General features: G+C 62.0%; 17 protein-coding genes. 11 read left to right on the top strand and 6 right to left on the bottom strand.

What is annotated here, in order from left to right:
- Positions 1–930, bottom strand: a complete 930-nt coding sequence (locus tag LB557_RS01610; protein WP_224643319.1) for an AAA family ATPase — start codon at positions 928–930, stop codon at positions 1–3.
- Positions 927–1,454 carry a flavin reductase gene (locus LB557_RS01615; protein ID WP_140662039.1) on the bottom strand — a complete coding sequence of 176 codons (528 nt, stop codon included), beginning with the start codon at positions 1,452–1,454 and terminating at the stop codon, positions 927–929. Before LB557_RS01615 ends, LB557_RS01610 begins: the two co-directional genes overlap by 4 nt.
- Before the next feature lie 179 nt (positions 1,455–1,633).
- Here LB557_RS01615 and LB557_RS01620 point away from each other — a divergent pair, with 179 nt between their 5' ends.
- Both LB557_RS01620 and LB557_RS01625 read left to right on the top strand, forming a co-directional pair.
- Positions 1,634–2,707, top strand: coding sequence for a branched-chain amino acid ABC transporter substrate-binding protein (locus tag LB557_RS01620; RefSeq protein WP_224643320.1), 1,074 nt, complete (start codon positions 1,634–1,636; stop codon positions 2,705–2,707).
- Entirely contained in the window at positions 2,707–3,729 is a 1,023-nt protein-coding gene (locus LB557_RS01625; RefSeq protein ID WP_224643321.1) for a P1 family peptidase, read from the top strand. Before LB557_RS01620 ends, LB557_RS01625 begins: the two co-directional genes overlap by 1 nt.
- A 17-nt stretch (positions 3,730–3,746) precedes the next feature.
- Here LB557_RS01625 and LB557_RS01630 read toward each other — a convergent pair whose 3' ends face one another.
- Complete coding sequence (locus LB557_RS01630; RefSeq protein WP_023773164.1) at positions 3,747–4,001, bottom strand: DUF2171 domain-containing protein; 255 nt, start codon at positions 3,999–4,001, stop codon at positions 3,747–3,749.
- Between the two features lie 146 nt (positions 4,002–4,147).
- On the opposite strand from LB557_RS01630, the gene LB557_RS01635 reads away from it, so the two are divergent.
- The 3 genes from LB557_RS01635 to purB are packed head-to-tail and all read left to right on the top strand — an operon-like array spanning position 4,148 to position 6,762.
- Positions 4,148–4,870 carry a DUF2259 domain-containing protein gene (locus tag LB557_RS01635; RefSeq protein ID WP_224643322.1) on the top strand — a complete coding sequence of 241 codons (723 nt, stop codon included), beginning with the start codon at positions 4,148–4,150 and terminating at the stop codon, positions 4,868–4,870.
- A gap of 56 nt (positions 4,871–4,926) precedes the next feature.
- Positions 4,927–5,391: a hypothetical protein gene (locus tag LB557_RS01640; RefSeq protein WP_224643336.1), complete on the top strand. Its 465-nt coding sequence runs from the start codon at positions 4,927–4,929 to the stop codon at positions 5,389–5,391.
- A 60-nt stretch (positions 5,392–5,451) separates the two neighbouring features.
- The gene (gene purB / locus LB557_RS01645) at positions 5,452–6,762 is read left to right on the top strand and encodes an adenylosuccinate lyase (protein ID WP_224643323.1); all 1,311 of its coding nucleotides are present in this window, start codon (positions 5,452–5,454) and stop codon (positions 6,760–6,762) included.
- A gap of 44 nt (positions 6,763–6,806) precedes the next feature.
- Here purB and LB557_RS01650 read toward each other — a convergent pair whose 3' ends face one another.
- Complete coding sequence (locus tag LB557_RS01650; RefSeq protein WP_224643324.1) at positions 6,807–7,619, bottom strand: VOC family protein; 813 nt, start codon at positions 7,617–7,619, stop codon at positions 6,807–6,809.
- Between the two features lie 243 nt (positions 7,620–7,862).
- On the opposite strand from LB557_RS01650, the gene LB557_RS01655 reads away from it, so the two are divergent.
- Together LB557_RS01655 and LB557_RS01660 are read left to right on the top strand one after the other, a co-directional pair.
- Positions 7,863–8,411: an RBBP9/YdeN family alpha/beta hydrolase gene (locus tag LB557_RS01655; protein WP_140616988.1), complete on the top strand. Its 549-nt coding sequence runs from the start codon at positions 7,863–7,865 to the stop codon at positions 8,409–8,411.
- Between the two features lie 173 nt (positions 8,412–8,584).
- Entirely contained in the window at positions 8,585–9,877 is a 1,293-nt protein-coding gene (locus tag LB557_RS01660) for an acyltransferase family protein (RefSeq protein WP_224643325.1), read from the top strand.
- On the opposite strand, the gene LB557_RS01665 is transcribed toward LB557_RS01660, so the two are convergent.
- A complete protein-coding gene (locus LB557_RS01665) occupies positions 9,784–10,557 on the bottom strand; it encodes an HpcH/HpaI aldolase family protein (protein WP_140717434.1) in 774 nt (257 codons plus the stop codon). The two genes, LB557_RS01660 and LB557_RS01665, sit on opposite strands and share 94 nt — an antisense overlap.
- Before the next feature lie 110 nt (positions 10,558–10,667).
- Positions 10,668–10,988 (bottom strand): DUF1476 domain-containing protein, encoded by a 321-nt coding sequence (locus LB557_RS01670; protein WP_015318134.1) that lies wholly within the window; start codon positions 10,986–10,988, stop codon positions 10,668–10,670.
- A 274-nt stretch (positions 10,989–11,262) separates the two neighbouring features.
- Here LB557_RS01670 and purC point away from each other — a divergent pair, with 274 nt between their 5' ends.
- From purC to purQ, 4 genes are read left to right on the top strand one after another with little or no spacing between them, the layout of a single operon-like run.
- A complete protein-coding gene (gene purC / locus LB557_RS01675) occupies positions 11,263–12,057 on the top strand; it encodes a phosphoribosylaminoimidazolesuccinocarboxamide synthase (RefSeq protein WP_013532127.1) in 795 nt (264 codons plus the stop codon).
- Positions 12,058–12,099: 42 nt separating this feature from the next.
- Entirely contained in the window at positions 12,100–12,342 is a 243-nt protein-coding gene (gene purS, locus LB557_RS01680) for a phosphoribosylformylglycinamidine synthase subunit PurS (RefSeq protein ID WP_015318135.1), read from the top strand.
- A 19-nt stretch (positions 12,343–12,361) separates the two neighbouring features.
- Complete coding sequence (locus LB557_RS01685) at positions 12,362–12,616, top strand: hypothetical protein (protein ID WP_140616989.1); 255 nt, start codon at positions 12,362–12,364, stop codon at positions 12,614–12,616.
- Positions 12,613–13,281, top strand: a complete 669-nt coding sequence (gene purQ / locus LB557_RS01690; protein WP_224643326.1) for a phosphoribosylformylglycinamidine synthase subunit PurQ — start codon at positions 12,613–12,615, stop codon at positions 13,279–13,281. The genes LB557_RS01685 and purQ overlap by 4 nt, the downstream gene beginning before the upstream one ends.
- Positions 13,282–13,335: the final 54 nt, after the last annotated feature.

Raw genomic sequence — 13,335 nt, forward strand, 5'->3', positions numbered from 1 at the left:
CTACTCCGCCGCCGCGAGCTCGGTCTTGACCTCGTCGAGGATGCGCCGGCCCTCGCCCGCGCCGATGCGGGCAATGTCGTCCTGGTATTTCAGCAGCACCCCGATCGTGTCGGACACGGTCTCCGGATCGAGCGCCACCTTGTCGAGTTCGGTCAGCGCGCCGGCCCAGTCGATGGTTTCGGCAACGCCCGGCACCTTGAACAGCTCGATCTGGCGCAGCTTCTGGATGAAGGACACCACTTCGGCCGAAAGCCGCTGGTTGGCCCGAGGCACCTTGCGGCGCACGATCTCCAGTTCGCGCTCGGCACTGGGATAGTCGACCCAGTGATAAAGGCAGCGCCGCTTCAGCGCATCGTGGATTTCGCGGGTGCGGTTGGTGGTGATGATGACGATCGGCGGCTCTTCCGCCTTGATCGTGCCGAGTTCAGGCACAGTCACCTGGAAGTCGGAGAGGATTTCGAGCAGGAAGGCTTCGAAGGCTTCGTCGGTGCGGTCGAGCTCGTCGATCAGGAAAACCGGGGCTGCGCCCGCCTTGCCCGTCAGCGCATCGAGCACCGGCCGGCGGATCAGGTACTTTTCGGAGAAAACGTTACGCTCCATGGCGGAGCGGTCGACCTTGCCGGCTGCCTCCTCCATGCGGATTTCGATCATCTGCGCGGCGTAATTCCACTCATAAACGGCCGAGGAGACGTCGAGCCCCTCATAACACTGCAGACGGATCAGCCGGCGGCCAAGCGCCTCGGCCAACACCTTGGCGATCTCGGTCTTGCCGACGCCGGCCTCGCCTTCGAGGAAAAGCGGCCGTCTCATGCGCAGAGACAGGAAAAGCACCGTTGCCAGCGACCGGTCCGCGACATAGTCCGCGCCGGTCAGGAGATCGAGCGTTTCGTCGATCGTCCGCGGCACGGGGCGCGGGTTCAAGTCGCTCATTCCTTCTCCGTGGGTGCGGCGGCCCCACTTTCCAGGACGTGGTAGCCGCGGGCGTGATAGATCAGCGGCCGCAAATTATCGCCCATACGCAGGCCTGTCACCTTGCCAAAAAGCACACGATGGGTGGCCAGGTCCTTGGTGTCGATCAGTTCACAGTCGAACACGGCGAGCGCGCCCTTTAGCGTCGGCGCGCCGGTGGAAATCACATCCCATTCGCCGAGCGCGAAGCGCTCTTCGACCGGCAGGCCAGTCATGCCGGAAAATCCAATCGACAGCGGCTCCTGGTGCGAAGCCAGCGTGTTCAGGGCAAATTTGCCGTTCTTCACGAACAGCTCATTCTTGGCATTTTCACGATTGAGGCAGACCAGGATGGTCGGCGGCGTATCCGACACAGAACATGCCGCGATCACCGTCGTCCCCCGCTTTCCGGCGGGTCCGTCGGTGGTCACCACATGGACATGACCGGCAAAATGACTCATCGCGTCGCGATAGGCCTGCGGTCCAATATCGTTCTTCTTCAGCACTGGAAGATTCCATGGCCATTGTTCACCTGACATATATGGCCAGACATCACATGCCACAAGCGAAGTGCTTGGCCCATATCCCGAATTCGCGTGTTGCACCAAGGCCGGGCAGCCTTTAGGTCTTGGCGGGAATTTGACGCCAGCGCGACATCGCGGGCTTGGAGGAATTCTTCGGCAGCATGCGATCCGGGGCAACCATAACCGCAGCGCTGGCCTGGCTGTTCATGGCCGGCGCCGCCAGCGCACAGACGCTCACGATTGGTGTCGCAGCACCCCTGTCGGGACCATCGGCCATCCTCGGCAGGCAGATCGAGGCTGGCGCCGGGCTCGCGGCAGAGGTGGACGGCATCCAACTCAAGACCGTTGATGACGCCTGCACCGGCGATGGCGGAGCCGCGGCGGCCAGGGAATTCGTGGCAGCCAAGGTCAATGTCGTGATCGGCTTCCTCTGCACGGAGGCGATCGAGGCGGCGATGCCTGTCCTCAAGGACGCCAATATTCCTGTCATCACCGTTGGTGTGCGAACCGAAAGCCTGACCGACCGCCGCGCCAAGACCGGCTGGCCGGTTTATCGCCTCGGCCCGCGCGGCGACGACGAGCGCAACGCCGTTGCCGCTAACCTCACCCGGCTATGGCAGAACGAGCTATTCGCGATCATTGACGACGGCACCATCTATGGCCGCGAGATGGCGGAGACATTTCGTGCTGCTGCCGAGCAGGCGGCACTGAAACCGGTCTTCGTCGACACGTTCCGGCCGCAGCTCGACAACCAGATCGGCCTGGTCGGACGGCTGAAAAAGGCCGGCGCCACGCATGTCTTTGCCGGCGGCGACGGCGACGACATCGCCATTATGGGGCGCGATGCCGCCCAGCTCCAGACGGGCATCGTCCTTGCCGGCGGCGAGAACCTGCGCACGCCGCCCGGCGACGTGCCTTACGCGACCGGCACGCTGATGATCGCGCCACCCGAATGGGCCGATGTCGCGGATCCCAAAGTGCTGGAAAACTTTTCCGCGCACAAGATCGTGCCGGACGGCTACGCCCTGCCGGCTTATACGGCGGTCGAGATCGCCAAGGCGGCATCGTCGGACGCAGCAGGCTCCGGCGGGCCGCTGGCCGAGGCACTCACCGGGCATGATTTCACCACGGCGATCGGACCGGTCCGCTTCGACGACAAGGGCGACCTCAGCCAGAGCCTCTACCGTGTCTTCCGCTTCGACGGCACCCGCTTCGTGCCTTTGGAAAACAACTGATGTTCCGCACCGGTCCACGCAATCTCATCACCGATGTCATGGGCCTGCGCGTCGGCAATGCTTCCGACGCCAGGCTGAAGTCCGGCGTGACGACTGTCCTTTGCGACGAGTCGGCGGTCGCGGGAGTCCAGATTCTTGGCGGCGCGCCCGGCACCCGCGAGACGGATCTGCTGGAACCGCATAATTTGGTGGAGACGATCCATGCCGTGGTGCTGTCGGGCGGTTCTGCTTTCGGCCTCGATGCTGCCTCCGGCGTGCAGGCCGCACTGCGCGAACGCGGCATCGGCTTCGAGGTTGGCGGCTTCCGCGTACCAATCGTCCCGGCGGCGATCCTCTTCGACCTGCGCAATGGCGGCGACAAGGACTGGGGCCGCTATTCCCCTTATCGCGACCTCGGCTACGAGTCGGTGCAGGCTGCCGCTGTCGATTTCCAATTTGGCACGGCCGGCGCCGGGACCGGTGCCCTGACGTCGGGGCTGAAGGGTGGCCTGGGTTCGGCCTCGACACTGCTGGACAATGGGATCACCATCGGCGCGCTGGCCGCCGTCAACCCGACCGGCTCGGTGACCGTCGGCCGCACCCGCCATTTCTGGGCGGCACCCTTCGAAATCGGCGATGAATTCGGCGGGCTTGGTTATCCCTCGCCCATGCCCGAGGACGCGAAGCGGATTTTGCTGAAATACCGGGACAAGGATCACGGACGGCAGATGGACAGCGGCGGCAACACGACCATCGCGGTCATTGCCACGGACGCGGTTCTCACCAAGGCCGCCGCCAAACGCCTGGCAATTTCGGCGCATGACGGCTTCGTACGCGCCATCTGGCCGACCCATACGCCGGCCGACGGCGACCTGGTGTTCGCGCTGGCCACCGGCAAGAGCGGGGTCGAACTGACCGCCGACGCGGCAATCGACCTCTACGCCGCCGCCGGCGCCACTATGGCGCGCGCCATCAGCCGTGGCGTGTTTGCCGCGGCGCCAGCCGACGACGACCTGTTTCCCGTCTGGTCGTCACGTCGCTAGGCTGGCTAAAGCTTTGATCAAACCGGATCGGATTTTTCTTCCTCGAACGTCACCGCGACGTCGGAATTCGCGGACAGCCACACCTTCTTGCCATCGACCTCGGCAACCAGGGCCAGGGAAATATAGTGGTGATGGCCCTTGTGAGCCCCCTCGCCGCTGTCGGCCTTGGTCAGCTTGATGCGCTGGCCATCGACCTTGTCGACGGTGCCGATATGCACGCCATCGGCGCCGACGACTTCCATGTGCTCACGAATTTTGCTGGTGTCGGTCATGTTAGCTTCTCCATCGGGGTGGGTCTCCATGGGACTGCCGACAATAACAAATGACGAGCGGTTTGGATGCATCGGCCTTGGTCCGCACGACGTTTTGATCTCGTCGTGCTAGGGATTGAAGCGATCAGGCCGAAGGAGCGATAAGAATGCGCACGCTTTTCCTGTTTGCCGTTTGCCTGGCCGCGCAGTTCGCGGCGTCGATCGCCCAGGCCGGCGACGTCGCGGAGCTTGAAATCCTGGGCTTCACCCGGGATGGCGGCGTGTTCGCCTTCGAGGAATATGGCATCCAGGACGGATCGGGTTTTCCCTATGCCAACCGCTATTACATCGACACGAGCAACGACAGCTTTCTCAAGGGCACGCCGGTCAGGGTCCGGCTCGACGATGAGAACGCAACGCTCGACGCTGCCCGCCTTCAGGCCCGGCAAGAGGGCGAGGCCATTGTCAGCCAGGCCGAGCTGAGTGCCAACCGCGGCATCACCGCCGGCTCCAACCCGGTGACCGAGCTTTCGGCCGATCCACATCGCATAGTGGTCAATCCGCGGCCGATCTTCTCCCCTGTCGACCAGCCGCTCGAGTTCCGGCTCGACGAGGTCGGCATGAATGACACCGAAGGCTGCGCCAGCCAGGGCGAGATCAATGGCTTCCGGCTGCTGCGTATCGAGGCGCGGGATGGCGGCACCACCAGATTGCTGCACGAGGACAAAGCGATCCCCAAGAGCCGGGGCTGCCCGAACGGCTACCGCATCGGCGCGGTGCAGACGTTCTCGATGGACAGCCTCAGCGCTTATGCGGTGCTGATCGCGGTGCGCCAGTATGGCTTCGAAGGGCCGGACTTTCGCTGGATCGCCGTGACCGGCCGCCTGTGACAGAGCTTGCCCAACCCGTCAGGCGCGATCGCGCCCTGCACCACCTTCGCGGCGCCATGCCGACACTGCGTGCAGCGCTTCTCGGTGCGCTGCTCTGGGCCGCCATGATGGGCGCCAGCGCACTCGTCAACCTGTTGCTGGACAATTGGGTGACGCCGGGCAAGATCCGCACCGTGTCCCTGCTGTTTGCCGTCGGAGGCGCCCTGGCCTTTCCGGTTGGCCTGTTTGCCGCACGGCTGGTTTCGCTCGAAAGGGGCCGGGAGGTCGCCTTCGCGGCAACATTCGTAGGGCTTGCGGCCGCAACGATCGGCCTCACCGCCCTGCTGTATGCCCTGCAATACCGCTCCTACTATGCCGAATGGCATGCGCCCGTATTCACCCTCACCTGGGGCTTTCAGCTCGCCTTCACGATGGCGGTGGCGTCCTACCAGTTCGTGGTGCTGGGCATCCGGCTCTATTTCCCGCTTGGTTTCGTCGCCTTGTTCGCCGTCAGCCTCTGGTTTGCACGGCAGCAGCGTTGAGCATTTGGTCCGCCTCTGTTAGGACGCGGACAAATCCCTCCGACACATCAGGAATGACCGATGATCCCTCGCTATTCCCGGCCGGAAATGGTCGCCATCTGGTCGCCCGAAACCCGGTTTCGCATCTGGTTCGAAATCGAAGCCCATGCCTGCGACGCGCTGGCCGAACTGGGCGTCATCCCCAAGGAGGCGGCCAAAACCATTTGGGAAAAGGGAAGCGCGGCCGAATTCGACGTCGAGAAGATCGACGCGATCGAGCGCGTCACCAAGCATGACGTTATCGCCTTCCTTACCCATCTTGCCGAATTCGTCGGGCCCGATGCACGCTTCATCCATCAGGGCATGACGTCTTCGGACGTGCTCGACACCTGCTTTGCGGTGCAACTCACCCGCGCCAGTGACATTCTGCTGGCCGACATCGATACGTTGCTTGCAGCGCTCAAGCGCCGCGCCTTCGAGCACAAGGACACCGTCACCATCGGCCGCAGCCACGGTATCCATGCCGAGCCGACGACCTTCGGCATAAAGCTGGCGCAGGCTTATGCCGAATTCTCCCGCTGCCGCGAGCGGCTGGTGCACGCGCGCGAAGACATTGCCACCTGTGCGATTTCGGGCGCGGTCGGCACCTTCGCCAACATCGAGCCCTATGTCGAGGAACATGTGGCGGCAAAGCTCGGACTGAAGCCGGAACCGGTGTCGACTCAGGTGATTCCGCGCGACCGCCACGCCATGTTCTTCGCGACCCTCGGCGTCATCGCCTCCTCGATCGAGCGGCTGGCGATCGAGGTCCGGCATCTGCAGCGCACCGAAGTGCTGGAAGCGGAAGAGTATTTTTCGCCGGGCCAGAAGGGCTCGTCGGCGATGCCGCACAAGCGCAACCCGGTGCTGACCGAAAACCTCACCGGCCTTGCCCGCATGGTGCGTTCCATGGCGCTGCCGGCGATGGAGAACGTTGCGCTCTGGCATGAGCGCGACATCTCGCACTCCTCGGTCGAGCGCATGATCGGCCCGGACGCCACCGTGACGCTCGATTTCGCGCTGTCACGCCTGACCAGCGTCGTCGACAAGCTGGTCGTCTATCCCGACAACATGCTGAACAACATGAACAAGTTTCGCGGCCTTGTGCATTCGCAACGCGTCATGCTGGCGCTGACGCAGGCCGGCCTGTCACGCGAGGATTCCTACCGGCTGGTGCAGCGCAACGCCATGAAGGTGTGGGAACAAGGCGCTGATTTTCTTGAGGAACTTCTGGCCGACAAGGAAGTGACAGCCGCGCTGCCGGAGGCGCAAATCCGCGAGAAATTCGACCTGGGCTACCACACCAAGCACGTCGACACGATCTTCAAGCGGGTGTTCGGAGGGGTGAGTTAGCTTCCTTCTCCCGTCACCGTACGGGAGAAAAACGCTTCCGCCAATCAAGCCTTACCCGGCACGGTCCTGATCACCGTGCCCCAAGGATCTTCACGGCTCGTTTCGCTGCTCACATTGTCCGAACGCATCTCGACCCAGGCAAGGCCCGAGCGGGAGGGGTCGCGGCGGCCGGCGCCGGCGCTTTGCCAGGCGTTGGCGCCGATGTGGTGGTGATAATGCCCCGACGACAGGAACACCGCCTGGCCGCCATATTTGGCGACCGTGTCGAAGCCGAATTCCTGGTTCCACCAGGCTTCGGCCTCTTCCGGCCTGCCGACGCGCAGGTGGACATGGCCGACAATGCTGTTTTCCGGCGCGCCTTGCCATCCCGCATCGCCGGCCGGCACTTCGGCAACGACAGACGGAATGTTCATCCGCTCGGTCGCCATGGCGATCTTGTCGCCGTTCCATTTCCAATCCTGCGGGCGGCGGTCGGCATAAATTTCGATGCCGTTGCCCTCGGGGTCGGTCAGGTAGAGCGCTTCGCTCACCAGATGGTCCGAAGCGCCCTCGATAGTGATCTTGTCTGAGATGGCGTGGTTGATCCAGCGTCCGAGATCGGCACGGCTGGGCAGCAGGAAAGCCGTATGGAACAGGCCGGCGCTGCGCGGATCGTCCGGTTTGGCGGAGCTGTCCGGCTCAAGGACCATCAGCGGACGGCTGCCGGCGCCGAGCGTGATCGCGCCGTCGGCGCGGCTCAATTCCTGCAGTCCGACGACTTTACGATAATAGGCGGCAAGACTCTCGGCATCACGCGCCTTCAGGCCGACGCGGGCGACGCTCACCGGCGTGGTGGCGGCAAATGGCAATTCGCTCATCATTGTCTCCGTTGCGGCGACGTCTGGCGAAGCTCCCAAAGCCACGAGCCGGCGGCGCCGATCATTCTACGTCGTGTCAGCGCCAAAGTCCCGGTCCTCCACGGCTGTTTCTCTCCCGACAGAGATCGTCGATCTTCATCGTTCACACAAGACAGCGAAAAGCGAACATGGTGTTCACCGTTACGACCAGAAGCCTGCCCATCAACGGTTGCATGAGGCAATCGCGCTCGCTATCTGAGCGCCATGAAAGTCAAGGACGCAGATATTCTGATCATTCCCGGATACACCAATTCGGGGCCTGAGCATTGGCAGACCCGCTGGCAATCGAAACTGTCCACGGCGCGCCGCGTCGAGCAAGCGGAATGGTCGAAGCCGGTGCGCGAGGACTGGACGGCAAGTGTGGCCAAGGCGGTCAACGAGGCCGAGAGACCTGTCGTTCTCGTCGCTCACTCACTTGGAGTGGCCGCGGCCGTACAAGCCATTCCGCAGTTCCGGAAGCCGGTCGCCGGCGCCTTCTTCGTGGCACCGCCGGACGTCGCGAATCCCAAGATCAAGCCAAGACATCTGATGACCTTCGGCCCTTATCCTCGCGAACCGCTGCCGTTTCCCTCCATCGTGATCGCCAGCCGCAACGACCCCTTCTGCCCTTTCGATGTCGCCGAGGACATCGCCGGCGCCTGGGGCTCGCTGTTCATCGATGCCGGAGAAACCGGCCATCTCAGCGAGGATTCAGGCTTTGGCCCCTGGCCCGAGGGATCGATGACCTTCGCCAAGTTCCTGACGGATCTCTGAGGCGCGCCAAAATCAACGCACGATGGCATTCGATCAAACTGCAGGACTCGAATAAATAATAATTTAAGAGGGCCAGCGTTAACTATTCAGAAGCAGTGGAAATTGCTTTCTGGATGATCATCCGTGCTTGAACCGGGCTGCCAATTCTTCGCCCTTGAAACAGAGGTCAATGCTTGCGCAAGGACGCTTCACTCGAATTCTTGAGAGGTGCCGCAGCGCTTATCGTTCTCAATTGGCATATCTTGTGTGCTTTTGCGCCGTCCGCGGCGGGCGAAGAGGAGGCCGCGCAATCGCTCAAGACAAGTCTGGCTTTCATCGCTTTCAATGGCGGCTCTGCCGTCTACTTGTTTTTCGTCCTCTCTTCCTATGTGCTTGTGAAGCGCTATTTCCAGTCCCGCGACGCACAAGACCTTCGGCTGGGTGCGATCAAACGTTTGCCTCGTCTGGCTGGACCCGTGCTTGTTGTGGTTCTATCGTCCTGTGTCATCTTCAAGCTCGATCTGTATTTCTTCGAGGATGCAGCGGCGGTCGCTCAATCTGAGTGGCTCGGCAGATTCGGCAATGCTTCAAAGGTACTGTCGCGGGAGACAGCGAGTTTCTCCGACGCATTCCTGCAAGGAGCGTGGCGGACATTCATTTACGGCGACAAATATTACGACAGCAGCCTGTGGACCATGACAATCGAGTTCTGGGGCAGCATGCTGACCTTCGCCCTCGCCCCGATCGTCTTTTTCTTCCAAGGCCGCTGGGCTCTATTGTCCTGGCTTTGCATAGCAACAGGCGTATTCTTGGCGGTGCAAGTCAGCTTCTTTTTTTGTGCCTTTCCGGCCAGCCTCCTACTCTATCCGCTTCTCGCCATGGGATTTCGCCCGAATCGATGGGTGAGAGGGGCCATGGCGATTATTTCGCTGGTGCTGCTGGGTTATGCAGGAGATGCTGTCGGAATATACCGGCCCTTCGCCGTGCTCGATATTGCAGCTTCCGATATCGGTTTGCGGCAAGCTTGCGTGGCCATCCCGGCAAGCATCATGCTGGTTTACGCCGTGCTGAGCATGGATGACCCACCGTCATGGCTCTCAGGCAAGGCCGCACGTTTCCTGGGCGACCTGTCTTTCCCGCTCTACCTCGTGCATGTACCCGTTATCTGCTCGTTGGGATCATGGGCGCTGTTGGCAAGCGACTCCGCCGCACTCGGCGCTGCCGCCGCGATATCTGGGTCGATCCTCGCGGCATTGCCGCTGATGGCTTTCAACAACTGGTGGGTCCAGGCGCTCGGCGCTTTGTTCGACAGGATCAGACGCGGCGGATCGGCCGCCACGGCGCTCGCGGTGCAAAGGCCTGAGCAACACGCTGGCGACAGCAGTCCGCTGGTTCAGGATCCGATCGAGTCCCGCATGTCCTTGAGCAAGGTCCTTGCTCCCAATGAAATCAGCGCGTGCTCGGACCCCGTGGCGAGCAGGCGATAGCCCATCGACACGACGCGGCCGGCGATAGCCGGTTCGACGACATAGATCGCCGCATGCTTGCCGGCCTTGCGGGTGCGCTCGGCAACCGAAGCCACCGTCTCCATCATGCTTTCCAGCGTCGAATTGACCGTGGTGCCGTTGGTCCAGGCGATCGAGAAGTCGGACGGCCCGAGGAAAATGCCGTCGATGCCCGGCGTGTCGAGGATGCCGTCGAGCGCATCGAGCGCGGCGCGCGTCTCGACCATGGCAAAAGCCATGGTGCGCTGATTGGTGTCGCGCAGCCATTCGGCATAGTCGCCCTTGCCATGGCGGGGAAAGGCATAGGTCGGACCCCACGAGCGCTCGCCGAGCGGGGGGTATTTCATGGCCGCGGCGAACAGCTTTGCATCGGCCACCGAGTTGACCATCGGCGCAATGACCGCCTCGGCGCCGAAATCGAGAGCGCGGCTGGCCATGTCGAAACGGCCAACGGGAATGCGCACCAGCGCCGGCTTGCCCAGGGCCAGCACGGGTGCCAGGCCGCGCAGGACGCTGTCCTCGTGATGGCCGCCATGCTGCATGTCGAGTGTGACGGCATCGAAGTCCTGCCTGGCGAGGATCTCCACGGTCAAGGCATCCGGCACGCCCGACCAGGCGGTTACCAGCGTTTCATCTGCGGCAAGTCGGGACTTCAGGGACATCTAATCTCTTTCCTCGTTAACGTCGGCAGTTTCAGCCGGAAACCGCCGCAAAGGCAAAGAAAAACCGCCCGGATCGGCCGGGCGGTGGATTGGGCCAGAAAGCGGCCGGATCAGGTGTTCTTGATCTGCTCGATCGCCTGCGCCATCATTTCGTCCATGGTGCGGCGGATCTGGTGATCGGACTGCTCGACGCCGGCGGCATCGAAATCCTTGCGGATCTTGCGGAACACGTCGTGGTCGCCGGCTTCCTCTATGTCGGAAACAACGACTTCCTTGGCGTAGGCGTCGGCATCGGCACCGGATTTTCCGAGCTTTTCGGCTGCCCACAGACCAAGCGCCTTGTTGCGCCGCGCCGAAGCCTTGAACCGAAGCTCCTCGTCGAATGCGAATTTGCGCTCGAAGCCCTCTTCGCGGTCTTTCATGCTGCTCATGGCGTCCCTCCGGTCAAATCCGATTCGTTGGCAATGGATATGTGTGTTGCCGAAGCACAAACCAAAAGGTCGCGGGCCGGTCAATATGCTTCGTCATATGCTGCGCTGCGGCATTTCAGTCCCGAAAGCGGTTGATTGAAAGGATTTGCCGATTGAGCAAACGGTGTGATTGGGATAGACCCGGCATTGAACGTCACCGTCGCCGCATTAATTCAGGCGGACGGACAGGAAGTGGTCGCTTGCCGCCTGTCCGCAAATCCAGAGAAAAATTCAAATGAAAAATCGCCGCCGCATTTATGAAGGCAAGGCCAAGATCCTCTATGAGGGACCCGAGCCGGGCACGCTGATCCAGTTCTTCAAGGACGACGCAACCGCGTTCAACAAGAAGAAGCACGAGGTCATCGACGGCAAGGGTGTACTCAACAACCGCATTTCCGAATACATCTTCAATCATTTGAACCGCATGGGCATCCCGACCCACTTCATCCGCCGGCTCAACATGCGCGAGCAGCTGATCAAGGAAGTCGAGATCATCCCGCTCGAGGTGGTGGTGCGCAATGTCGCCGCCGGTTCGCTGTCCAAGCGCCTCGGCATCGAGGAAGGCACCGTCCTGCCGCGCTCGATCATCGAATTCTATTACAAGGCCGACGCGCTCGACGATCCGATGGTTTCGGAAGAGCACATCACGGCGTTCGGCTGGGCAAGCCCGCAGGAGATCGACGACGTCATGGCGCTGGCCATCCGCGTCAACGATTTCCTCTCCGGCCTGTTCATGGGGGTCGGCATCCAGCTCGTCGACTTCAAGATCGAGTGCGGTCGCCTGTTCGAGGGCGACATGATGCGCATCGTCGTGGCCGACGAGATTTCGCCGGACTCCTGCCGCCTGTGGGACGTGGCGACGCAGGACAAGCTCGATAAGGACCGTTTCCGCCGCGACATGGGCGGCCTCGTCGAGGCCTATCAGGAAGTCGCCCGCCGCCTCGGCATCATGAACGAGAACGAGCCGCCGCGTCCTACCGGTCCGGTGCTTGTCGCCTCGACCGACGGCCTCAAAGGCAAGCCGCACTGACAGCGGCTTGCGCCCAACGTTCAGAACAGGAGCATGTCCAGCGTGATCAAGGCCCGCATTACCGTCACCCTCAAGAATGGTGTGCTCGACCCGCAAGGCAAGGCGATCGAACACGCGCTGTCGGGGCTGGGCTTCGATGGCGTCGGCCAAGTGCGGCAGGGCAAGGTGTTCGACGTCGAGCTTTCGGAAAGCGACAAGGGCAAGGCCGAGGCCGATCTCAAGGCCATGTGCGACAAGCTGCTGGCGAACACTGTAATTGAGAATTATAGTGTGACGCTTACCTGAAGTTGTGCCGGAGGAACTGATGGCCGAGAGCGATGGAAGCTTGATATTTGAAGGCCTCAAGTCCATTCAATCACGGTTGGACAGGATGGATTTGACGCTCGGAGAGGTAAAATCCGAGCTTGGCTCCATCCGCGGTCATCTGATAGCCACCGAGAGTGACGTGAAGAACATCTATGGCGTGCTCGCTCGCCGGGATGATTGGCTAGAACATATCGAGCGCCGTCTCGACCCGCGCGAACTTGCCGAAGCACAAAGGCCTTACGAACCAAAATGAAATCAGCCGTCGTCCTTCTCCCTGGCCTCAACCGCGACCGCGACATGATCGCGGCGCTGACCAAGATTTCCGGACAGGCGCCGGCAACCGTCTGGCAGACCGACACCGAAATTCCCGATGTCGACCTGATCGCCATCCCAGGCGGTTTTTCCTTTGGCGACTATTTGCGCTGCGGCGCGATCGCGGCACGCATGCCGGTCATGCGGGCGGTCGCCGAAAGGGCGGCCAAGGGCGTCATGGTCATCGGCGTTTGCAACGGTTTCCAGATTCTCGTCGAGGCCGGTCTGCTGCCAGGTGCGCTGATGCGCAACACCTCGCTGAAATTCGTCTGCCGGCAGGTCAAGCTCGAGATCGCCAACGCCAACACCATGTTCACGCGTCGCTACCAGCCGGGCCAGATCATCCGCTCGCCGGTGGCGCATCACGACGGGAATTACTTTGCCGACGCCGACACACTTGCCCGTCTCGAGGGCGAAGGCCAGGTGGTGTTCCGCTATGCCGAAGGCACCAACCCGAACGGCTCGATCAACGACATTGCCGGCATCGTCAACAAACAAGGCAATGTACTCGGCCTGATGCCGCATCCCGAGAATCTGATAGAAGCAGCGCATGGCGGCAATGACGGCAGAGCGCTGTTCGAAGGCGCCTTGGGCATTGCCGCTTGAAGTTTGCAACCGCAACCTTAAGAATTGCGGCAATTCAAGATCATAGCGTGAGGG

Source organism: Mesorhizobium sp. BR115XR7A, from assembly GCF_020165315.1.
Lineage (GTDB): Bacteria > Pseudomonadota > Alphaproteobacteria > Rhizobiales > Rhizobiaceae > Mesorhizobium > Mesorhizobium australicum.